18 protein-coding genes are annotated in these 19,936 nt (G+C 74.5%); 3 read left to right on the top strand and 15 right to left on the bottom strand.

Annotated features, from left to right (window positions below; translation table 11 throughout):
- Window positions 1-4: 4 nt before the first annotated feature.
- The 4 genes from DFJ69_RS36065 to DFJ69_RS03990 all read right to left on the bottom strand — a co-directional run bounded on the left by DFJ69_RS36065 (window position 5) and on the right by DFJ69_RS03990 (window position 5,089).
- Window positions 5-2,782, bottom strand: coding sequence for a CHAT domain-containing protein (locus DFJ69_RS36065; RefSeq protein WP_116021232.1), 2,778 nt, complete (start codon window positions 2,780-2,782; stop codon window positions 5-7).
- Window positions 2,779-3,225, bottom strand: coding sequence for a hypothetical protein (locus tag DFJ69_RS04000; protein ID WP_116021231.1), 447 nt, complete (start codon window positions 3,223-3,225; stop codon window positions 2,779-2,781). Before DFJ69_RS04000 ends, DFJ69_RS36065 begins: the two co-directional genes overlap by 4 nt.
- Complete coding sequence (locus DFJ69_RS03995; protein ID WP_116021230.1) at window positions 3,222-3,767, bottom strand: RNA polymerase sigma factor; 546 nt, start codon at window positions 3,765-3,767, stop codon at window positions 3,222-3,224. The genes DFJ69_RS04000 and DFJ69_RS03995 overlap by 4 nt, the downstream gene beginning before the upstream one ends.
- A 155-nt stretch (window positions 3,768-3,922) precedes the next feature.
- A complete protein-coding gene (locus DFJ69_RS03990; protein ID WP_116021229.1) occupies window positions 3,923-5,089 on the bottom strand; it encodes a S8 family peptidase in 1,167 nt (388 codons plus the stop codon).
- A 123-nt stretch (window positions 5,090-5,212) separates the two neighbouring features.
- Here DFJ69_RS03990 and lnt point away from each other — a divergent pair, with 123 nt between their 5' ends.
- Window positions 5,213-6,679: an apolipoprotein N-acyltransferase gene (gene lnt, locus DFJ69_RS03985; RefSeq protein WP_116021228.1), complete on the top strand. Its 1,467-nt coding sequence runs from the start codon at window positions 5,213-5,215 to the stop codon at window positions 6,677-6,679.
- 270 nt (window positions 6,680-6,949) lie between these two features.
- The gene (locus DFJ69_RS03980; RefSeq protein ID WP_116021227.1) at window positions 6,950-7,444 is read left to right on the top strand and encodes a DUF3145 domain-containing protein; all 495 of its coding nucleotides are present in this window, start codon (window positions 6,950-6,952) and stop codon (window positions 7,442-7,444) included.
- 18 nt (window positions 7,445-7,462) lie between these two features.
- On the opposite strand, the gene DFJ69_RS03975 is transcribed toward DFJ69_RS03980, so the two are convergent.
- The 11 genes from DFJ69_RS03975 to DFJ69_RS03925 all read right to left on the bottom strand — a co-directional run bounded on the left by DFJ69_RS03975 (window position 7,463) and on the right by DFJ69_RS03925 (window position 18,684).
- Window positions 7,463-8,128 (bottom strand): hypothetical protein, encoded by a 666-nt coding sequence (locus DFJ69_RS03975; RefSeq protein WP_116021226.1) that lies wholly within the window; start codon window positions 8,126-8,128, stop codon window positions 7,463-7,465.
- A 62-nt stretch (window positions 8,129-8,190) separates the two neighbouring features.
- Window positions 8,191-9,642 (bottom strand): acyl-CoA carboxylase subunit beta, encoded by a 1,452-nt coding sequence (locus DFJ69_RS03970; RefSeq protein ID WP_116021225.1) that lies wholly within the window; start codon window positions 9,640-9,642, stop codon window positions 8,191-8,193.
- 28 nt (window positions 9,643-9,670) lie between these two features.
- Window positions 9,671-10,939 carry a beta-ketoacyl-[acyl-carrier-protein] synthase family protein gene (locus DFJ69_RS03965; protein WP_116021224.1) on the bottom strand — a complete coding sequence of 423 codons (1,269 nt, stop codon included), beginning with the start codon at window positions 10,937-10,939 and terminating at the stop codon, window positions 9,671-9,673.
- Between the two features lie 89 nt (window positions 10,940-11,028).
- Complete coding sequence (locus DFJ69_RS03960; RefSeq protein ID WP_116021223.1) at window positions 11,029-11,301, bottom strand: acyl carrier protein; 273 nt, start codon at window positions 11,299-11,301, stop codon at window positions 11,029-11,031.
- 48 nt (window positions 11,302-11,349) lie between these two features.
- Window positions 11,350-12,333, bottom strand: a complete 984-nt coding sequence (locus DFJ69_RS03955) for a beta-ketoacyl-ACP synthase III (RefSeq protein WP_116021222.1) — start codon at window positions 12,331-12,333, stop codon at window positions 11,350-11,352.
- Window positions 12,330-13,238: an ACP S-malonyltransferase gene (locus DFJ69_RS03950; RefSeq protein ID WP_116021221.1), complete on the bottom strand. Its 909-nt coding sequence runs from the start codon at window positions 13,236-13,238 to the stop codon at window positions 12,330-12,332. Before DFJ69_RS03950 ends, DFJ69_RS03955 begins: the two co-directional genes overlap by 4 nt.
- A gap of 97 nt (window positions 13,239-13,335) precedes the next feature.
- A complete protein-coding gene (locus tag DFJ69_RS03945; protein WP_281275808.1) occupies window positions 13,336-14,517 on the bottom strand; it encodes a PucR family transcriptional regulator in 1,182 nt (393 codons plus the stop codon).
- A gap of 47 nt (window positions 14,518-14,564) precedes the next feature.
- Complete coding sequence (locus DFJ69_RS03940) at window positions 14,565-15,689, bottom strand: acyltransferase family protein (RefSeq protein ID WP_116021219.1); 1,125 nt, start codon at window positions 15,687-15,689, stop codon at window positions 14,565-14,567.
- Window positions 15,682-16,617 carry an alpha/beta hydrolase gene (locus tag DFJ69_RS03935; protein ID WP_116021218.1) on the bottom strand — a complete coding sequence of 312 codons (936 nt, stop codon included), beginning with the start codon at window positions 16,615-16,617 and terminating at the stop codon, window positions 15,682-15,684. Before DFJ69_RS03935 ends, DFJ69_RS03940 begins: the two co-directional genes overlap by 8 nt.
- Window positions 16,618-16,738: 121 nt before the next feature.
- Window positions 16,739-17,401 carry a response regulator gene (locus DFJ69_RS03930; RefSeq protein WP_116021217.1) on the bottom strand — a complete coding sequence of 221 codons (663 nt, stop codon included), beginning with the start codon at window positions 17,399-17,401 and terminating at the stop codon, window positions 16,739-16,741.
- Entirely contained in the window at window positions 17,398-18,684 is a 1,287-nt protein-coding gene (locus DFJ69_RS03925) for a sensor histidine kinase (RefSeq protein WP_116021216.1), read from the bottom strand. Before DFJ69_RS03925 ends, DFJ69_RS03930 begins: the two co-directional genes overlap by 4 nt.
- An 82-nt stretch (window positions 18,685-18,766) precedes the next feature.
- Between DFJ69_RS03925 and DFJ69_RS03920 the strand changes: the two genes are divergently transcribed.
- On the top strand, window positions 18,767-19,798 hold the full coding sequence (locus tag DFJ69_RS03920; RefSeq protein WP_116021215.1) for a PHP domain-containing protein: 1,032 nt from the start codon (window positions 18,767-18,769) through the stop codon (window positions 19,796-19,798).
- Window positions 19,799-19,936: the final 138 nt, after the last annotated feature.

The raw sequence follows: 19,936 nt of genomic DNA, 5'->3' as shown, positions 1-19,936 counted from the left end.
CCCCTCACCCGGCACCGAAGCAGACGAACCCGTAGTCGCCCGCCGAACGCGGCACGGAGGCCAGCGCCTGCGACGGCGTCAAGCCCTCCCGCAACCGCCCGTGGAACGCGGTCATGAAGGTACGAGCGCTCGTGTCCTGAACCGGGGCGACGCTCGCGATCACCGTCGCGGCCCCGAGCCCCAGTAGGACGCCGACGATGCCGAGCACTCCGTCCCCGTCCGAAGCCTGCCCGACGTCGCACGCCGACAGGACGACCAGGCGAGGCGCGGTGGGCAGGTCCTCGATGTCGTAGGCCACCAGCGGGCCGTCGGCCATCCTCAGATGGGAGAAGAACGGGTTGTTCCCCCTGAACTCGCCATGGGCCGCCACGTGCGCGAGCTCCGCCCCGTCCAGCGCCCGTCGAACGGCCTCCGCGTGCGCCTCCGCCCCCGTCAGCACCAGCGCCCCCGGGTACAACCGTGCGACGTCCGTGACCTCGGCGTGCGCCTCGGCCAGGTCGGGCCCGGCCGCCAGCACGACGAGCCCCGACCCGGGAACCCCTGGAACGCCACCGGCGCCCACCCCATAGGCCTGCGTCGTCCTCGGCCGAACGCCGTCGACTCCGCAAGCGTCGGCCGGCGCCAGCGTCGTCGGTACGCGGTCGGCTCCGTGCGCATGAGACGGCTTCAGCGTCGTCGGAACCCGGTCGGCTCCGTACGCGTCGGCCGGCTCCAGCGTCGGCGGAACGACGTCGGCTCCGTATGTGTCGGTCGGGGCGGGGACGGGCCCCCGGGGGCGGTCGTGGGCGACGGCGTACAGCCACGCCGTGGCCGAGGGGACGACGGTGAGGGGCTGATCGATGACGGCGGACCACGGTGCGGTGTGCAAGGGGCCCGTGGGCGCCAGGACCAGGTCGCGGTCGCCCAAGGCCCGGCGGAGTGACGGCGGGATGAGGGCCGCAAGGTCTCGGGCGGCGTGGCGGAGGCCGTTCCGGCCCACCTCGTCGGTGCGGTGGGCCAGCCGGCGCACCGCGTAGCGCAGGTGGCGGGCGGTGTGGGTCGCCCGGTCGTAGGGGCCCAGGGACCAGCGGCGGCAGCGGCCCGCCGTGATCGTGACGGCGTGGAGTTCGGCGCCGACCCGGATCAGTTCGATGAAGGCCCGTTCGCCCAGCGCGTCCACGAGGGCGGGCACCCGGCAGGGGATCGGCCGCGACGTGCGGCCGGCCGGGGGAGAGCGTCGGCGGGCGGCGGCGCGAATGGCCGACTCGAGGCCGGACAGCCGTGCGGCGGTGGCGGCGGGATGGTCGCCGCGGGCGGTCGCGGTGGCGTGGTCGGCGCTGGCGGCGCGGAGTTCGGCCAGGGCGCGGGCGCGCACCGGGTCGGCGGGCGGCCGGACCGCGTCCGTGCGGCGGGCCATGGCGCGGCGGCGTTCCTCGGCCGCCAGCAGCTCCCGGGGTGTGCGGGCCAGGGTCAGGCCCAGCTCCGCCAGGTCGCCGCCCACGCCGGCGGCGCGGACGCGCAACTCGGCCGCACCGAAGACCTCGGCGTACTCGTCGGCGACGCGCAGCCCCGCCCGGACGGCGGCGAGCGCGCCCCGAAGGTCGCCCGACTCGTGGCGTTCCAGGGCGGTGGCGTGCCAGGCGGCCACCCGCAGCGCCGCCGGACCGCGCCGGCGGGCCCGGCCGACCTGCTCCAGCAGCGGCCGGGCGGGACGGCCGAGATGCAGGGCCAGCCGGGCGGCGGTGATCCGCGTGTCGGCGGCCGGTTCGGCCCACCCGCCGGCCGCCAGCCGATCGGCCGCGGCGACCGCCGTGGACAGGAACGCGGGGGACCGGTCGCCCGCCGCCCACCGGGCCCGGAGCAGCAGATGCTCGGCCAACAGCATCCAGCCGGTCCGGTTCTGGGCGGCGAACCCGGCGCGGGCCCGTTCGGCCGTGTGCGTGGCCTGCTCGGCGTCCCCGGCGGCCAGTTCGGCGTGGGCGAGCAGCAGCAGGCCGTCGGCGACGTCGCAGCGGTACCCGCGCGCCGACGCCTCCGCGAGGGCGCGGGCCAGCATCGGGCGCGCCTCGCCCGTCAGCCCGGCGGCGATCAGCGTCTCGGCCTGGTCCATCCGGCACTGCACGAGACGTTCCCCGGTGAGGCCGGGCTCGGCCGCCGCGTACAGGCGCAGCGCCCGGGGCAGGTCGCCGCGCCGCGACACCGCGAACGCCAGGTTGCCGCGCGCCATGGCGGCCTGCGCGGGCAGCCCGGCCCGGTCGGCGACGTCGGCCGCCTCGACCAGCGACGCCTCGCCCGCCGTCGGGTCGCCGCGCAGCGCCCGCGCCAGCCCCAGGTTGATGAGCAGCCCGACCAGGGTGGCCGGGTCCTCGCCGCGCCGCAGCCGGGGGAGCGCCTCCGCGACCGCGGCCTCCGCCTCGTCGAGCCGGCCGGCGCGGGCCAGCGCGCACGCCCGGTTGGCGGCCAGCCGGTCGGCGTCCGCGCCGTTCAGCAGCCCCTCCGCGGCGTCGGCCGAGGCCAGCGCCGCCGCCAGGTCGCCGCGGGCGGTCTGCAGGCCGACGAGGTTCATCCGCACCCGGGCCTGCTCGTCGCCGAGTCCGGCCCGTTCCGCCACGCGCAGCGCCTCGGTGAGGTGGTCCAGCCCCTCGTCCAGGCGGCCCAACTCCTTGGCGGCCAGCGCGGCGGCCCTCCGCAGGACGATCACCGTACGGGGAGGCCGGTCGTACGGGCCGGTCAGCGCCACCGTGGCGGCGGTGTGGGCCCGCCCCGGGTCGGCCGTCGCCAGGCGCAGCAGCTCGTCGGTCACACCCGGAACCAACTGGTGACGACCGAGGAGTCGTCGGGCAGCAGGAACCGCAGGCTGATCAGCCCGGCCGGGACGCCGTCCACGACGAACCACCCCGCCGCGCCCGCGCATCCGTCCAGCTCGCCGTCGGTGTGCCGGACCCCCACCCGGGCGGTGGTGGGCGGCAGCAACTGCCCGGCGATCTCGAACACCCGGTCCGCCTCCGTCAACTCGACCTCGACGGTCAGGCCGCCCCCGGCGAACGTGAGCCGGCGGGGACCGTCGCCCCGCACCGGGGTCATGGCCCGGTCGAGGGCGTGGGCGTCGCCGGTCGGCCGGGCGAGCACGGCGTCCTCGGCACGCCAGCGGAACGCCGCCCGCGCGTGCGCCGTCACCGTCTCCGGCACCGGCTCGTACATCTGGAACGCGGTGCGCACGAGCCGCAGCAGCTCGCCGTCGGTCACGGGGGACCTCCCAGTCGTTTGCGGAGCGAGGCCAGGCAGCGGGTGCGGGTCGGGCCGACGCTGCCCACCGGGATGTCCAGCGCCGCCGCGACCTCCGCGTACGTGGGGGACCCCGCGAACAGCCGGAGGACCTGCCGGCACAGGTCGGGCAGGGCGCCGAGAGCGTCCACGACCGCGCGGAGCCGTTCCCGTTCGGCGCACACCGCGTCGGGCGTGGTCGGGTCGGCCGGCTCCGGCCCGGCCGGCGACTCCCCGGCGCGGCGGACGGCGGACGAGCGGAGCGCGCGGGCGGCCTCCCGCCGCGCGGTCACCGCCAGCCACGTCCCCACCCGCGCGGGCCGGCGCAGCGCGTCGATGTGCTCGACCAGCCGCAGCCACGTCACCTGCACGAGGTCGGCGGCATCGGCACCTCCCAGCCCGTAAGCCCGCGCGATCGCCCACAGCATCCCCGAGTAGCGCTCCGTCAGCGCCGCCCACGCGGTCTCGTCACCGGCCCGCGCCCGGACCACCAGCTCCCCGGACGGGACCGCCTGCATCCCCATCGGGACCACCACCGAAGCCTCGCCTCCCGTGAGGTCCCCCGCTGGACCACGACCCTAGGCCCGGCCGATCGGTCGACCGCATTCGGTTACCGCTTCGCTACGCTCTTGTGTCCGACCCCTAATGATTGGAATCGTCCGTTCCCGGGTAACGCCGCTCAGGTCCCCACCACGACGCCGAGGTCGGGCAGGGTGCGGCACTTGACCGGATCGAGGATCCGGTCGGCGGCGGCGACCGCCGTCAGGTCCTCCGACGCCGCCGCCCCCGCGATCATCCCGGCCACCGCCGGGGCGGCGAACGAGGTGCCGCTCCACGTCGCGTAGCCCTCGAACGCGTCCGGGTCCACCCCGTTCGCCGGCGGCCGTCGCCCGTCGAAGCGCAGGTGGCAACTGGCGACGTCCACTCCGGGCGCGCAGGCGTCCACCCACCAGCCGTAGTTGGAGAACCAGGCGCGGTCCTCCCCGTCCAGGGCGGCCACCGCGACCACCGGCTTGAGCGCCGCCGGCCAGAACGGTCGGTCCCCGGCCGCGTTGCCCGCGCACGCCACGACGACCGTGCCGCGGCCGAGCGCGGCGATCGCCCGCGCCAGCACGGGAGAGGGCCGGTCGTCGAACGTGAAGCAGCCCAGCGACAGGTTGAGGACGTCGACCGGCCCGCACCGACGCAGCCCGCTCAGCGCCCGCAGCACCGCCAACTCGTCGCCGACGCCGTCGCCGCCGAGCACCCGCCGGGCCCGGATCCGCGCGGACGGGGCGTGCTGCAGCACCACGCCCGCGATGAACGTGCCGTGCCCTGCCTGCGCGTCCAACTCGAAGTCCAGATCGGCGTCGAGGACCTCGGCCGCCTCGTCGCGCTGCTCGCGGTACCAGTCGGCCGTCTCGTACCAGGGATGCGGCGACAGCCCCGTGTCGAGCACCGCGACCGTGACGTCCCGGCGCGGGGGCAGGGCCGCGGACGGGGCGGGGACCGGGTCGGTCGGGCGGGGCCGGTCGGCGGGCCCCGACCACCACATGGGCTGCCCGTACACGAGCGTGTTGGGGGACACCGCGAGTCTGCGGTGCCGACCGTCGCCGCTCAGCCGGGACGACAGCTCGCAGACGTCCACGCGGGCGCGGGGCCGCAGGCGCAACAGGCGTACGCCGTCCTCGTCGTGCACCGAGTCGTACCAGCGCCGGACGCGGTCCTCGACGATGGGGGCGTCGACGGGGGCCACCAGGATCTGGTCGCGACGGACGACGGTGGGCCGCCCGGCGACGGGCTCCACCACGGCCGCGTCCGTGTGGCGGGCCAGCAGCCGCTCCAGCCGTGCCTCCTGATCGAACATGCGCACCCCTGTCCTCACTGTGTGTGACCATGTCGGTGCTCATCGTGCCGGAACGTTCCCGGAGCCACCAGCGGAACGCGACCAGAGCTTGAGCCGTTCCGCTTCGGGTGGGTAACTGGGAGGGTGACCCGTACCCAGGACCGGCGGGCGGCCTATACGCGCCGTGCGGGGCTGCTGGCCGCCGGCGCCCTGCCGCTGCTGGCCTTTCCCCGTCCGGGGCTCGGCTGGCTGGCGTGGGCGCTGCTCGTCCCGGGGCTGCTGGGCCTGCGCGCGGCCCCGGACGCCCGTGAGGCGGCGGTACGGGGCTGGTGGTTCGGCGCCGGGTTCCTGCTGGCGGCGCTGCACTGGACGGTGCCCAACATCGGCCCGGGCCTGCTGCTGGTCGCCGTGGTGTTCGGCGCTCCGTGGGCGGTGTGGGGATGGGCGGCCCGGACGTTGCTCCCGACGCGTCCCTGGGCGTCGCTGATCGTTCTGCCGAGCATCTGGGTGCTGATCGAGTACCTGCGGTCCTGGCACGCGCTGGGCGGCCCCTGGGCGCTGCTGGGGACGAGCCAGTGGCGACATCCCACGGTGCTGGCGCTGGCCGGGGTCGGCGGGGTGTGGCTCGTCGGGTTCGCGATCGTGGCCGTCAACACCGCCCTCACCCTCGCCCTCACCGAACGGAGGGTGCGGCTGCCCGCGCTCGCGGCGGCGACCGCGATCCTTTCCGCCGGGCCTTTGGCCTTCGCCTTGCTCGACGAGCCCCGTACGGAACGGACGGTGACGGTCGCGCTCGTGCAGCCCGGCGTCGTCCACGGCCCCGGTCCCCGGTTCGACGAGGGGGAGCGGATCACCGCCGGCCTCCCGTCCGTGGACCTGGTCGTGTGGGGGGAGAGCAGCGTCGGCTTCGACCTGGCCCGCCGTCCCGACCTGCGGCGACGGCTGGCCGCCTTGGCGGCGCACGGGGACGTCCTGGTGAACGAGGACGCCCGTGACGCCCGTGGCCGGATCTCCAAGAGCACCATCCTGGTCGGGGACGACGGCGTGCGCGGCCGCTACGTGAAGACCCGGCTCGTGCCGTTCGGCGAGTACATCCCCTTCCGGCCCGTCCTCGGCTGGCTCACGCGCGTCAGTGAGGCGGCCGGGGAGGACCGCGTCCCGGGGACGGGCGCGGGCGTCCTCACCGCCGGCGGCGTTCCGATCGGGCCTTCGGTGTGCTTCGAGTCCGCCTTCCCCGACCTCGGCCGCGCCGTCGTCCGGAAGGGCGCGCGGGTGATCGTGATCCAGTCGGCCACCTCGACGTTCCAGGACGGCTGGGCCCCGGCCCAGCACGCGAGCCTGGCGGCGGTGCGCGCCGCCGAGACCGGGCGGCCCGTCGTCCAGGCGGCGCTGACCGGGGTGTCGGTCGCGTTCGACGCCCGGGGACGGCGGCGGGCCCGGCTCGACACCGACGAGCGGGGGGCCGCGACCGTCACCCTGCGCCTGCCGCCTCCGGAGGCCCGGACGCCGTTCGTCCGGTACGGCGACCATGTGATCTTGCTTTCGTTCCTGGTGACGGTCGTGTACCCGGCGGTGACCGTCGTCCGCCGCCGGCGCGCGCGCCCGGAGTGATCGGGACATCCGCCCCTGCCCCTCCGGGACCCCCTGCCCGTAGCGTGTGCGGTGCGCGACGGCCATCGGACACCGCCCGTCGTTCGGGCGCCGGGGGAGGCGCCGGACGGGCGGGGCCGTCGCCGGGGAGCGCGGGGAAGAGTTCGGCAAAGAAAGGTTCGCCGCTGGTGCGAGTCGTGCCGATGATGCACAATGTTGGACGCGGACGTCGTCCTGGGACTTCTGAGGCCGTAGGGGAAGACGAGCCTCGGTACACAACCAGGAGGTCCGGTGACCGCACGTGGCGTTTTCTACGTCCACTCCGCGCCACCTGCGCTGTGCCCGCACGTCGAGTGGGCGATCGCAGGTGTTCTCGGCGTGCCCGCGTCCCTGACGTGGGCCGATCAGCCCGCTGCTCCCGGGAGCATGCGTGCCGAACTGCATTGGGAGGGCAAGCCGGGTACCGCCGCCGGGATCACCTCGTCGCTGCGCAACTGGAAGCTGCTGCGCTTCGAGGCCACCGAGGACGCCATCCCGGGCTGTGACGGGGTGCGCTTCAGCGTCACGCCGTCCCTCGGCGTGTTCACCGGGGTCATCGGCGCCAACGGCGACGTGATGGTGCCCGAGGACCGGCTGCGCACCGCGATGGCCAACGTCACCGTCGGCAAGGCCACCCTGGAGCACGAGATGGACCGGCTCCTCGGCACGCCCTGGGACAACGAGCTGGAGCCCTTCCGTCGCGCCGGCGACGGCGCGCCCGTCCGCTGGCTGCACGCCGCCGTCTGACACCGTGGAGCGCTCCGCCTAGGACTCCAGGATCCCCGTGGCCGGCGTCCGCAGCTCTCGATCCTCGGCGATGCGCGGCCGGCCGGCCCAGTAGCCGTGCCGACGGTCGGAGTCCAGCAGTTCGCGCAGCACCCGGTGCCAGTTCTCCGGCCCGTCCGGCATGGCGCGCAGATGCCGCAGCGCCGCCCATCGGGCGGGCAGGTACTCGCCGACGGCCAGGGGGAAGACCGCGCCTCGCAGGATGTCGGCGGCCTCGTCGCGTTCTCCGGTCACGCGGTACAGGGCATGGGCCGCCTCGACCCTCGTCCAGTCGTCGCGGGAGTCCAGCAGCGCCCGCAGTCGGTCGGCGTGCGCGGCGGCGTGGTGCCCGAGGTCGCCGAGCCCGCGCCACTCCCGAAAGGGACGAGACCCGGCGAACGCCGCGTCCGCCGCCGCCAGCGCGGGGCCCGGATCGCCGGTGATCTTCCAGTAGGCCAGCGGGACGTCCGCCGCCCGGGACGGCGGCTCCGGAGGATCCCGCAGCAGCCCTTCGAGTGCCGGCACGGCCGCCGAGGCGCCGGCCCCGATCGCCCCGATCGCCGCCCCGTGCGACACCCCACCGAGCAGCCCCACGAGCTCGGGAACGGCGGGCGCGGAGACCTCGCCCCAGACGCCCAGCGGTTCGACGAACGCCCTGTGGAGCACGTCGGGGTGTCGGGGACATGCCGAAGGGCCCGGCGATGCGCCGGGCCCCTCCGCGAAGTGGGTCAGAGCGGGATGTTGCCGTGGGCGCCGCGGGCCGGGATGGCCTCGGCGATGGCGCGGGCGATGGCGCCGCGCGTGGTGGCCGGGGTGATGACCTCGTCGATCACGCCCAGGTCGCGGGCCCGCTGCAGGCCGCCGGCGACCTTCTCGTGCTCGGCGGCCAACTCGGCCTCCAGCGCGGGGCGCTCCTCCTCGGGCACGGCGGCCAGGGCGCGCCGGTGCAGCACGCGGATCGCGGCGACCGCGCCCATCACCGCGAGTTCGGCGGTCGGCCAGGCGAACACCTTCGTCGCGCCCAGGGACCGGGAGTTCATCGCGATGTACGCGCCGCCGTACGCCTTGCGCGTCACCAGCGTGACCCGGGGGACGGTGGCCTCGGCGAACGCGTGCAGCAGCTTGGCGCCCCTGCGGACCACGCCCTCGTGCTCCTGGCCCACGCCGGGCAGGTAGCCGGGCACGTCCACCAGAACGACCAGCGGCACCCCGAACGCGTCGCACATCCGTACGAAGCGGGCCGCCTTCTCCGCCGAGGTGGCGTCCAGGCAGCCGCCGAGCCGCAGCGGGTTGTTGGCGATGATCCCGACGGTGCGCCCGCCGAGCCGTCCGAACGCCGTGACGATGTTGGGGGCCCACTTGGCGTGCAGCTCGATGTACCCGCCGCCGTCCGCGTCGGCGTTGTCGACCAGGCCCTTGACCAGCGGCTGGACGCTGTAGGCGCGGCGGACGTTGTCGGGCAGCAGGTCGGAGAAGTCCCGCTCGGCGACCTCGTCGGGACGGACGCGGCCCTGGTGGCCGAGGAGCATCGCCAGCGTGCGGGCGCGCAGCAGCGCCTCGGTGTCGTCCTTGGCGACCACGTGCACGACACCGGACTTCTTGGAGTGCGGCTCGGGCCCGCCCAGGCCGGCCATGTCGATCTCCTCGCCGGTCACCGACTTCACCACGTCGGGACCGGTCACGAAGATCTTGCCCTGCTGCGACAGGATGACGACGTCGGTGAGCGCCGGCCCGTAGGCCGCGCCGCCGGCCGCCGCGCCCAGCACCACCGAGATCTGCGGGACGACCCCGGAGGCCCGGGTCATCGCGGCGAACACCAGCCCGACCGCGTGCAGCGACTCGACACCCTCGGCCAGTCGCGCCCCGCCGGAGTGCCAGACCCCGACGATCGGCAGCCGCTCGCGGACCGCGTGGTCGTAGGCCGCCACGATCGCCTGACAGCCCGCCATGCCCATCGCGCCGCCCTGCACGCGGGGGTCGGACGCGAAGGCCACGACCGGCAGGCCCTCGACCCGGCCGACGCCCGTGAGCGCGCCGCTGCCGTCGTCCTCCTCGTTCAGCGGACGAAAGGTTCCGTCATCGAAGAGGGCCTCCAGCCGGACCCGCGGGTGCCGCGGGTCGACCTGCTCCTGCTGAGGCGGCGGCGCCTGGCCGACGATCCGGTTGTCGAGCACTGTCATGCTGGCGGGCTCCTTTGCACATGCGCAGTCAGACGTAGCGCTGGAAGACGACGGCGACGTTGTGGCCGCCGAAGCCGAAGGAATTGTTGAGCGCGGCGATCGGTCCGTCCGGCAGTTCGCGGGGCTCGCCGCGGACGATGTCCAGGTCGACGGCGTCGTCGAGGTCGTCGACGTTGGTGGTGGCGGGGACGAGCCCCTCGCGCAGGGTGAGAACGGTGATCAGGGACTCCAGCGCGCCGGCCCCGCCGAGCAGGTGCCCCGTCATCGACTTGGTGGCCGTGACGCACAGGCGCGCGGCGACGTCCTCGCCGAGCGCGGCCTTGATGGCGGCCAGCTCGGCGACGTCGCCCTGCGGGGTGGACGTGCCGTGCGCGTTGACGTGCACGATGTCCTCGGCGTTCAGCCGGGCGTCGACCAGCGCCCGGCGCATCGCCTTGGCGGCGCCGCTGCCGGTCGGGTCGGGCTGGACGATGTCGTGGGCGTCGCCCGAGTAGCCGGCGCCCGACGCGATGCCGTGGATGCGGGCGCCGCGGGCCAGCGCGTGCTCCTCGGACTCCAGGATCATCACCGCCGCGCCCTCGCCGAGCACGAACCCGTCCCGGTTCTTGTCGTACGGCCGCGAGGCGCGGGTGGGCTCCTCGTTGCGGGTGGACATGGCGCGCATCGAGCCGAACGAGGCCATCTGCAGCGGGTGGATGCACGCCTCGGTGCCCCCGGTGATGACCACGTCCGCACGCCCGGCGCGGATCATGTCGACGGCGTAGCCGACGGCCTCCGCGCTGGAGGCGCAGGCGCTGACCAGCGCGTGCGAGCCCGCCATCGCGCCGAACTCGATGCCCACGTGGCCCGAGGACCCGTTGGGCATCAGCATCGGCACGGTGAACGGGGAGACGCGCGACCAGCCCTTCTCCTTGTAGACGTCATAGCTGTTGAGCGCGGTGTGCAGGCCGCCGATGCCGCTGGAGATGACCACGCCCAGCCGGTCGCCGTCCACCGTCTGCCCGGGGCGCTCGCCGTGGGCGTAACCCGCGTGCTCCCACGCCTCGTGGGCCGCGATCAGCGCGATCGACTGGCTCCGGTCCAACCGGCGCAGCTTGTGCTTCGGCATGACCTCGGCGGGGTCGACCTCGAGCGTGGCCGCGAAACGCACCGGCAGCTCTTCGACTCCCTCCCAGTCGAGCGGGCGCACCCCGGACTTCCCGGCGAGCAGCGCCGACCAGGTCGACGGCACGTCGCCGCCGAGCGGCGTCGTGGCACCGAGACCGGTAACGACGACTTTGGTTCGGTTCTTGCTCATGTCAGTGCTCCTGGTTCCTGGGGGGAGTCGGGTGCGGCGCGCCGCCGTGCCTGGCCGAGGGTGTTCGGCGGCGGCGCGCCGCGGGTGCGCTACTTCTTGACGCCCGGGGCGTCGACGGCGAGGCCCTGGACGAAGCCGATGACGTCCTTGACCGTCTTGAGGTTGCGCAGCTCGTCGTCGGGGATCTCGACGCCGAAACGATCCTGGGCGGCAACGGCGATCTCCACCATCGACAGCGAGTCGATGTCGAGGTCGTCGATGAAGTTCTTCTCCGGGGTCACCTCGCCTGCCGGAATGCCGACGATCTCCTCGACGATCTCGCCGAGGCCGTTCAGGATCTCCTGCTCGGTGACATCTGCCATGGTGCGGTTCTCCTCTTGTAGTGAACGCAGGACGCCGTCTGGGACGGCCTACGGGATCTGGATGACTTGGGCAGCGTAGGTCAGGCCGGCACCGAAACCGATCAGCAGGGCCGGCGCGCCGGACTGCACGTCGCCTCGTTCGATCATGCGGGCGAGCGCCAGCGGGATCGAGGCCGCCGACGTGTTGCCCGAGTGCACGATGTCGTCGGCCACCACCGCGTTGGTCGCCTTGAGGCGCCGGGCGATGGACTCGACGATCCGCAGGTTGGCCTGGTGGGGCACGAACGCGGCCAGGTCCTCGGGGGAGACGCCCGCCCGCTCGCAGGCCGCCGCCGCGATGGGGGCGATCGCGGTGGTCGCCCAGCGGAAGACCGCCTGGCCCTCCTGGACGAGGTACGAGTTCCGGTCCGCGATCCGGATCTTGTCGGCCTGGTCGCCGGAGCTGCCCCACACCACCGGGCCGATCCCGGGGTCCCGGCTGCCGGTGACCACGGCCGCGCCGGCGCCGTCGGCGAAGATGATGGCGGTCGACCGGTCGGACCAGTCGATCCACTGGGACATCTTCTCGGCGCCGATCACCAGCACGTTGCGGGCGCTGCCGCCGCGGACCGCCGAACTCGCGGTGGCCAGCGCGTAGCAGAAGCCCGCGCAGGCGGCGTTCAGGTCGAACGCGCCGGGGGACGTGATGCCCAGCCGGTGGGCGACCGTGGCCGCGTGGCTGGGCAGCGGGGTCTCCGACGAGCAGGTCGCCACGATGACCAGGTCGATGTCGTCGGGCGACAGCCCGCCGCCCGCCAGCGCCTTGCCGCCGGCGTGCACCGCCATGTCGGTGATGGTCTCGTCGTCGGCGGCGATCCGGCGCTCGACGATGCCGACCCGACTGCGGATCCACTCGTCGCTGGTGTCCATCGTCGCCGCGAGGTCGTCGTTGGTGACGACCCGGGCGGGCTGGTAGTCGCCGAACGCGAGGATCCGGGCGCCGGGGACGGTCGGCGGGACGCGCAGCCGGAGCGCGGGCGCGTCGCCGCTCATGAGGTGTGCGCCTTGATCAGGTCGCGCGCCGCGTCGAGATCGTCGGGGGTCTTGACGGCCAGCGTGGCCACGCCCTTGAGCTCCCGGCGGGCCAGACCGACGAGGGTGCCGGCGGGCGGCAGCTCGATGATCGCGGTGACGCCCAGCTCCCGCATGGTGGCCATGCAGGCGTCCCACCGGACCGGTGAGGCGACCTGGCCGACGAGCCGCCGAACGTACTCGGCGCCGGACTCCACGACCGCGCCGTCGCGGTTGGACAGCAGCCGCGTCGTCGGGTCGTTCACCGGCATCCCGGGGGCGAGCGCGGCGAGCCGGTCGACGGCGGGCGCCATGTGCTCGGTGTGGAAGGCCCCGGCCACCGACAGCGGCCGCAGCCGCGCCTTGGCGGGCGGCGCGTCGGCGAGGGCGGCGAGCCGCTCCTTCGTCCCGGCGGCCACGACCTGGCCCGCGCCGTTGATGTTGGCGGCGGTGAGCTCGTGCTTGTCGAGGGCGGCGAGGACCTCGTCGGGGTCGCCGCCGAGCACGGCGGTCATCCCGGTCTCGGCGACCGCGGAGGCCGCGGCCATCGACCGGCCCCGCTCGCGGACGAACACCAGCGCCGCCTCGGGGCTCAGCACCCCGGCGATCACCGCGGCGGCCAGCTCGCCGACGCTGTGCCCGGCCACCAGGCCGGGTGTCGCGTCCAGCTCCGCCGCGGCGGCCAGCGCCGCGCTCACCAGCAGCGGCTGGGCGACGGCGGTGTCCCGGATCTCCTCGGCGTCGGCCGTGGTGCCGAAGCGCACCAGATCGAGCCCGGTGACCGCGGACCACCAGGCGAGACGGTCGGCGACCGCGGGCACGTCGAGCCACGGCTCGAGGAACCCCGGGGTCTGGGCGCCCTGGCCGGGCGAGGCGATGACAATCACAGAACCTCACCCTGCCGGGTTCCGCGCGCCCCGCCGATGCGGATCGCCACGAAGTTTCCGCGCACGGCTTTGTCAGACCCCTACAAGGCCGAAGGCGTCACATACCAGCGTGTCTGTCCGCGAAACGCCCGAGGACGAGGGCCAGCCGGAGGGTGAAGGCGTTGCGGCCGTCCGTCGGCGCCAGACCGGTCAGCTCGGTCACCCTGCGCAACCGGTAACGGACCGTGTTGGGATGGACGAACATCAGCCGGGCCGTCGCCTCCAGCGAGGACCCCTGCTCCAGGTAGGTGGTGAGGGTGTCCAGGAGCGGGGCCCCGGCGGTGCACATCGGCTCGTAGACCCGCTCCACGAGGTGGCGGCGGGCGACCTCGTCGCCGTCGAGGGCCCGTTCCGGCAGCATCTCGTCGGCGAACACGGGACGGGGCGCGTCCGGCCAGCCGGAGGCGGCGCGCAACCCCGCCATCGCGGCCTGCGCCGAGAGCGTCGAGCCGTACAGGTCGGCGACCAGCGGGCCGATCACCACGGGGCCGGGTCCGCACTTGGCGGCGATGGGGCGGGCGGCCTCCATCGGGTCCTCGGCGCCGCCGACGATCACGATGACCCGCTGGCCCTGCACCCCGGCCAGCACGTCGACCCGGCCCCGGCGGGCGGCCAACTGCATCTGGTCGATGGTGACCTCGGGGTCCTCGTCCGGCGGGGTGTACCCGGCGATCACGGTGACCGGCTTGGAGGTCCAGCCCAGCGCCGCCGCCCACGAGTGCATGCCGTCGTCGACCTCGCCGCGCAGCACCGCGTTGACGACCAGCGCCTCCAGCCGGGCGTCCCAGGCGGCCCGGGTCTCGGCGGCCTGGGCGTACACCTGGGCGGCGCCGAACGCCACGTCCCGGGTGTAGCGCAGGATGGCCTCGCGGAGCTGGGACTGGCCGCCGGGCGCGGCCAACTCGTCCAGCCGGGTCTCCACCACGTCGATGATGACCCGGACCATGTCGATGGTGTGCTTGAGCTTGATCGAGCGGAGCAGCTCGCGGGGGGCGGTCCCGAAGACCTCTCCGGCGATGGCCGGCCGGGTGCTCTCCGCGGTCTTGAACCACTCCACGAACGCGGCGATCCCGGCCTGGGCGACCAGCCCGATCCAGGACCGCTGGTCCGCCGGCATGCGGCGGAACCAGGGCAGCCGCTGCTCCATGCTGGCCAGCGCCTGGGTGCCGAAGGTGCCCATGGCCTGTTCCAGCCGTTTGGTGGTCGCCGCCCGGATCGCGTCGTCGCTCGTGGTCTCCACGGAGACCACTGTGCCATCCGAAACGCAATGCGCCCGCCGTCCCGGACTCATCGCCTCGGGCGTCGGGGACGTTCGAAGCGGTGCGCGACGGCCCAGGCCAGGGCCAGTGCGGCGGCGAAGGCCGGCAGCCAGACCAGCCGCTGGAGCCCCCAGGACAGGGTTTCCGGGCGGGTGTGCAGGCCCCCCGCCGTTCCGGCGAGGGCGGCGGTGAGGGTGACCGCGAGCATGGCCGTCTGGTGCCACAGGAAGACCGTCATCGCCGACAGGTTGGCCATCGCCGTGGCGGCCCACCAGCGGGGCCTGCGCATCAGCCGGGCCAGCCGGTCGCGCAGCAGGAGGGCCAGCCCGACCTGGGCGACGCCGAACGTCACGGCCGCCAGGGTCGGGGGGTTCAGGTTGGAGATCTCGGCGCCCGGCACCCCCACCATGCTCGCGGGGTAGCCCGCGTACACGATCAGGCCTGCGGTGGCGAGCGCGCCGCCGCCGAGCATCGCCGCCGGGACACGGCGTCCGTTCATCGCGCCGTGCGCCCAGGCGACCCCGAGCAGGTACGGCACCAGCCAGCCCACGACGACGTTGATCCAGCCCAGCGCGTCCGGCCCGTCGAGGCCGAACCGCGCCAGATCGACCAGGGCGACCGTGCCGACGGCGAGGGCCGCCGCCGACCAGCCGAGCCTTCGCCACAGCGCGACGACCAGGGGGGTGAGGGCCGTCAACGCGGCGTACACGACGAGGAACCACAGGGGGCTGAGCACCAGTTTGATCACCGAGCGCAGCGACTCCCCGGTGTACCCGACGCACAACAGCCCGGCGGCGACCGGGACCCAGGCCAGCAGCAGCACGGGCACGGGTCGGAACAGGCGCGACATCCTCGTGCGCACCCAGGCCGCGTAGGGCGTGCCCGGCCTGTAGCCCTTGGCGCCCACGTAGCCGCCGACGAGGAAGAAGACGGCGAGCGTCTGGAACACCCAGGAGACGGGGGCCAGCCAGGGCATCGCCGTGAGAGGGCTGGCGACCGCGGGCTGCCCGGAGTCCATGACCACGGCCGTCACCAGCCAGTGTCCGAGGATGACGCCCAGAATGCCGATGGCGCGGAGCGCGTCCACCGTCCGGTCCCGTTCGGGCGGGGTCGACGCGTTGATCCGGTCGACGAGGGTCGCGGGGCTAGGCACGGGGCACCTCCAGAGTGCGGCCGAGGGCGATGAGCGTGAGGCTGTGCAGTGAGGTGGACCCGGGCTTGAGGTAGCCGCTGTGCCGTCCGGATCCCGCGTCGAACACCCGGGCCCCGTACGAGCGCTCGGTCGGGTCGGTGCCGAAGCCGACGCCGAAGAACCGCACGTTGGGCACCAGCGACATCCAGTCGCCGCCGGCCCGTCCCGCCCAGACGCGGGCCCGCGTCCGTAGGTCGGACGCGCGGCGGACGCCCGTCCCGGGGCTGCCGAAAAGGGCGATGTCCTGCGCGGGAACGTGCCGGGCCGCCTTGGCGCACACCACCGACCCGTAGCTGTGGCACAGCAGCGCCAGGGACGCCGAGCCGTTGACGCGGCGGATCTCGGTGACGAAGCGGCGCAGCCCCCGGGACGCGTCGTCCGCGCGGCCCACCGTCAGGACGTCGGTGCTGAGCGTCGCCGGCGAGGCGTACCCGAGCCAGGCGATGACCGCGAGCCGGCCGCCGGGGGAGACCCGGCGGGCCTCCTCGTGCAGCGATCGGGCTCCACCGCCGGCGAACTTCCAGGAGTCGTAGCCGTTCAGCGTGCCGTCCGCGCCGGGCACCACGATCGCCACCCGGTCCGCGGCGATCAGGTCGCCGAAGACCTCCACCGCCCGACCCCGGCCCCTGGCGTCGAACGACAGGAACCGTCGGCCCGGCCTCAGCAGGCCCGACAGCGCCCGCTCCCGGTCGTCGTCACCGGCCTCGCGGGCCGTGTTCAGCGCCGTCGCGATGTCCCGGTGGGTGTCGGCGTACCGGGCGTCCAGCGTCCCCGCCGTCGGTGCCGGGCGCGGACCCGGCGCCGCGTACGGGTCGGGCGGTGAGGCGTCGGCGGCCGTCGAGGTGACCACGGCGAGTGCCGCGAGCAAGGCGGGGGCACGGCTGCGCATGGGGGGCGTCCTTCCTGGTCAGCGGGCTTTCGTCGCTGATCAGGAAGGTAGGAATCCGCCGTGTGGACGGGCATCGGTCCCCGGTGCCGTCTTCGGCCGTGACCCTCCGGTATGACGGGTCTCAGTCGCCGGGCCGGACCAGTCCCGTCTCGTAGGCGTAGACGATGGCCTGCGGCCGGTCGCGCAGCCCCAGCTTCATCAGGATGCGCCCGAAGTGCGTCTTGACGGTCTGCTCGGCGACGACCAGCTCGGCGGCGATCTCCTGGTTGGACAGACCCCGCGCGACCAGCGCGAGGACCTCCGTCTCGCGTTCGGTGAGATCCTGCAGTCGCTCCTTGCGGGGCGAGCGGGGCGCGCCCAGCCGGGCGAACTCGGCGATCAGCCGGCGGGTCACCGAGGGCGACAGCAGCGCGTCCCCGGCCGCCACCACCCGCACCGCCTCGGCCAGCTCCGTCGCCGAGGCGTCCTTGAGCAGGAACCCGCTGGCCCCGGCCCGCAGCGCCGCGTAGACGTAGTCGTCCAGATCGAACGTCGTGAGCACGAGCACCTTGGGCGGGTCGGCTTCCTCGGCCATCAGCCGCCGGGTGGCCTCCAGTCCGTTGAGGCCCGGCATCCGGATGTCCATCAGGACCACGTCCGGGCGCAGTTCGGCGATCACCCGCAGGCCCTGCTCCCCGTCGGGGGCGTCGCCGACCACCTCGATGTCGGGCTGCGCGTTCAGCAGCACCCCGAAACCGGCCCGGACCATGCCCTGGTCATCGACGATGACGACCTTGATGGTCACCCGTCCTCCTTCGCGTTCCACGGCAGGCGGGCGGTCACCGCGAATCCGCCCTCGGGTGTCGGCTCGGCGGTCAGGTCGCCCCCGAGCATGGCGGCGCGTTCCCGCATGCCGATGAGGCCGTGCCCGCCGCCGGGCGTGGACGAGGGCCCCCCTCGCGGCGGAGCGCCGTTGACCACGCCGAGCCTCAGCGCGTCACGACCGTAATGGACCTGGACGTCCACGTGCGAGCCCGGAGCGTGCCGCATGGCGTTGCTCAGCGCCTCCTGCACGATGCGGAACGCGGTCAGCCCGTACCCCGGAGGCGGCGCGGTCGGCTCCCCGGTGACCTCGGCCCGCACGGTGAGCCCGGCGCCGCGCGCGTTGGCGAGCAGGTCGTCGAGCCGGTCCAGGTCGGGCTGGGGCGCGGTCTCCGCGCCGTCCTCCGAGCGCAGCACCCCCAGCACGCGGCGCATCTCGGTCAGCGCGTCCAACGCCGTCGCCCGGATCTGGGCCAGGTCCGAGCGGGTCCGGTCCGGCATCGTCGGCTCCGCGTACGGGGCGGCCTCGGCCTGGATGGCGATCATCGACATGTGGTGGGCGACCACGTCGTGCAGTTCGCGGGCGATCCGCTGGCGCTCCGTGAGCACCGCCTCGGCCTCCTGGTGGCGGCGCTCCTGCTCGGCCAGCTCCCGCCGGGCGATGCGGCGCTCGCGGACCACGAACCCGAACAGCAGCGGCACCAGGATCAGCACCGTGGCCCCCACCCCGGTCGGGGGATGCAGGCTCCAGGCGCCGGCGATGGTGATCGCGCCGGCCGCGAACATGATCTCCCGCGAGCACCGCACGGCCAGCGAGTACAGGCACAGCAGGGTCGCGATCACCCCGCCGGGGACCCACGGGTCCGGCACCCAGCCGTTGCCGGACACGGCGGCCATCGCGACCATCGCGAACCGCCAGGCGCCCAACGGGTGCCGGTCCCGCAACAGGACGGGGACGGCCAGCGCGACGGCCCCGGCGAGGAGGGTCATGGGCGAGTAGTCCGGCCGTCGCTCCAGCACCTCGTCGCTGAGCAGCGAGTAGGTGCCGCCGAGGATGAAGAGCGCGATCACGATGTCGACGACGACGTTCACGGCCCCGTACGGCAGTCGGCCGATCCCGAGCCGGCGGGTCCAGCGCAGCCCGTACGGCCACTCCCGTCGTTCCGGCGGGGGGTCGGCCGCTCCCGTGACGACGGCGGCGGTGACCGGCCGCGTCAGCCGCCGCAGCGTGTCCCGCAGGCCGCCGTCCGTCTCTTCGCTGGTCACGCCCCCAGGCTAGGTCCGGGGCCGGGGACCGGCATGGGACCGTGGTGCCAACCGGGCGTAGTACCTGGGTACGGTCGTGCCCATGGAACCAGTCGAGGCGCTGCGGCGGATCGCGTTCCTGCTGGAGCGGGCGCACGAGCCGACCTATCGGGTGCGCGCGTTCCGCAAGGCCGCCGATCTGGTCGCGGCGACGCCGCCGGCGGAGCTGGCCGACCGGGCCCGCGACGGCACGCTCACCGGCCTGCCCGGCATCGGCAAGGTCACCGCCCTGGTGATCGCCGAGGCGCTGGGCGGCGAGGTCCCGGTCTACCTGCGGCGTCTGGAGGACACGCAGGACCAGCCCCTCGACGAGGCGACGGAGGCGCTCCGCGCCGCGCTGAGGGGCGATCTGCACACCCACAGCGACTGGTCCGACGGCGGCTCCCCGATCCGGGAGATGGCCGAGACCGCCCGCGGGCTGGGGCACGACTACATCGCCCTGACCGACCACTCGCCCCGCCTGACGGTCGCCGGCGGGCTGTCGGCGGAACGGCTGCGGCGGCAGCTCGACGTGGTCGCGGAGCTGAACGAGGAGCTGGCCCCGTTCCGGATCCTCACCGGCATCGAGGTGGACATCCTCGACGACGGCTCCCTCGATCAGGAGCCCGAGCTGCTCGACCGGTTGGACGTCGTGGTGGCCAGCGTCCACTCCAAGCTCCGGATGGAGCGGGTCGCGATGACCCGGCGGATGGTCGCCGCCATCGCGAACCCCCGGGTGAACGTCCTCGGCCACTGCACCGGGCGGATCGTGCAGGGCGGTGGGCGGCGCGGCGCCAAGCGGCCGGAGTCGGAGTTCGACGCCGAGCTGGTGTTCGACGCGTGCGCCGCCTACGACGTCGCCGTGGAGATCAACTCGCGCCCCGAACGGCTCGACCCGCCGAAACGGCTGCTGCGGCTGGCGCTGGAGGCGGGGTGCCGGTTCGCCGTCGACTCCGACGCCCACGCCCCGGGCCAGCTCGCCTGGCAGCCGAACGGCTGCGAGCGGGCGGCCCGCTGCGGCGTCCCGGCCGACCGGATCGTCAACACGCTGGACGCCGACACGCTGCTGGCCTGGTCGCGGGCGGGGCTCGGCTGACGGCCGTTCCGCCGGGGCTGCGGCGACCGTGTGAGCCGAATGTTCCGTAAAGGGACGGTATTCAAGCCCTCATGGTGACGATGAGTAATGGGATGCTATCGGTGAGTCCTTGCCACCCTTCCGGTCCCGAGGTGCCCC

Origin of the sequence: Thermomonospora umbrina (assembly GCF_003386555.1) — a bacterium.
GTDB lineage: Bacteria > Actinomycetota > Actinomycetes > Streptosporangiales > Streptosporangiaceae > Thermomonospora > Thermomonospora umbrina.
This window is presented reverse-complemented; position numbering and strand designations above follow the sequence as displayed.

Excerpts from the sequence above, each read along its gene's own strand:
- DFJ69_RS03970 (WP_116021225.1), bottom strand. The coding sequence starts at position 9,642 with ATGACAGTGCTCGACAACCGGATCGTCGGCCAGGCGCCGCCGCCTCAG.
- DFJ69_RS03995 (WP_116021230.1), bottom strand. The coding sequence starts at position 3,767 with ATGGGGATGCAGGCGGTCCCGTCCGGGGAGCTGGTGGTCCGGGCGCGG.
- DFJ69_RS03960 (WP_116021223.1), bottom strand. The coding sequence starts at position 11,301 with ATGGCAGATGTCACCGAGCAGGAGATCCTGAACGGCCTCGGCGAGATC.
- DFJ69_RS03955 (WP_116021222.1), bottom strand. The coding sequence starts at position 12,333 with ATGAGCGGCGACGCGCCCGCGCTCCGGCTGCGCGTCCCGCCGACCGTC.
- DFJ69_RS03965 (WP_116021224.1), bottom strand. The coding sequence starts at position 10,939 with ATGAGCAAGAACCGAACCAAAGTCGTCGTTACCGGTCTCGGTGCCACG.
- DFJ69_RS03920 (WP_116021215.1), top strand. The coding sequence starts at position 18,767 with ATGGAACCAGTCGAGGCGCTGCGGCGGATCGCGTTCCTGCTGGAGCGG.
- DFJ69_RS03990 (WP_116021229.1), bottom strand. The coding sequence starts at position 5,089 with ATGTTCGATCAGGAGGCACGGCTGGAGCGGCTGCTGGCCCGCCACACG.
- DFJ69_RS03935 (WP_116021218.1), bottom strand. The coding sequence starts at position 16,617 with ATGCGCAGCCGTGCCCCCGCCTTGCTCGCGGCACTCGCCGTGGTCACC.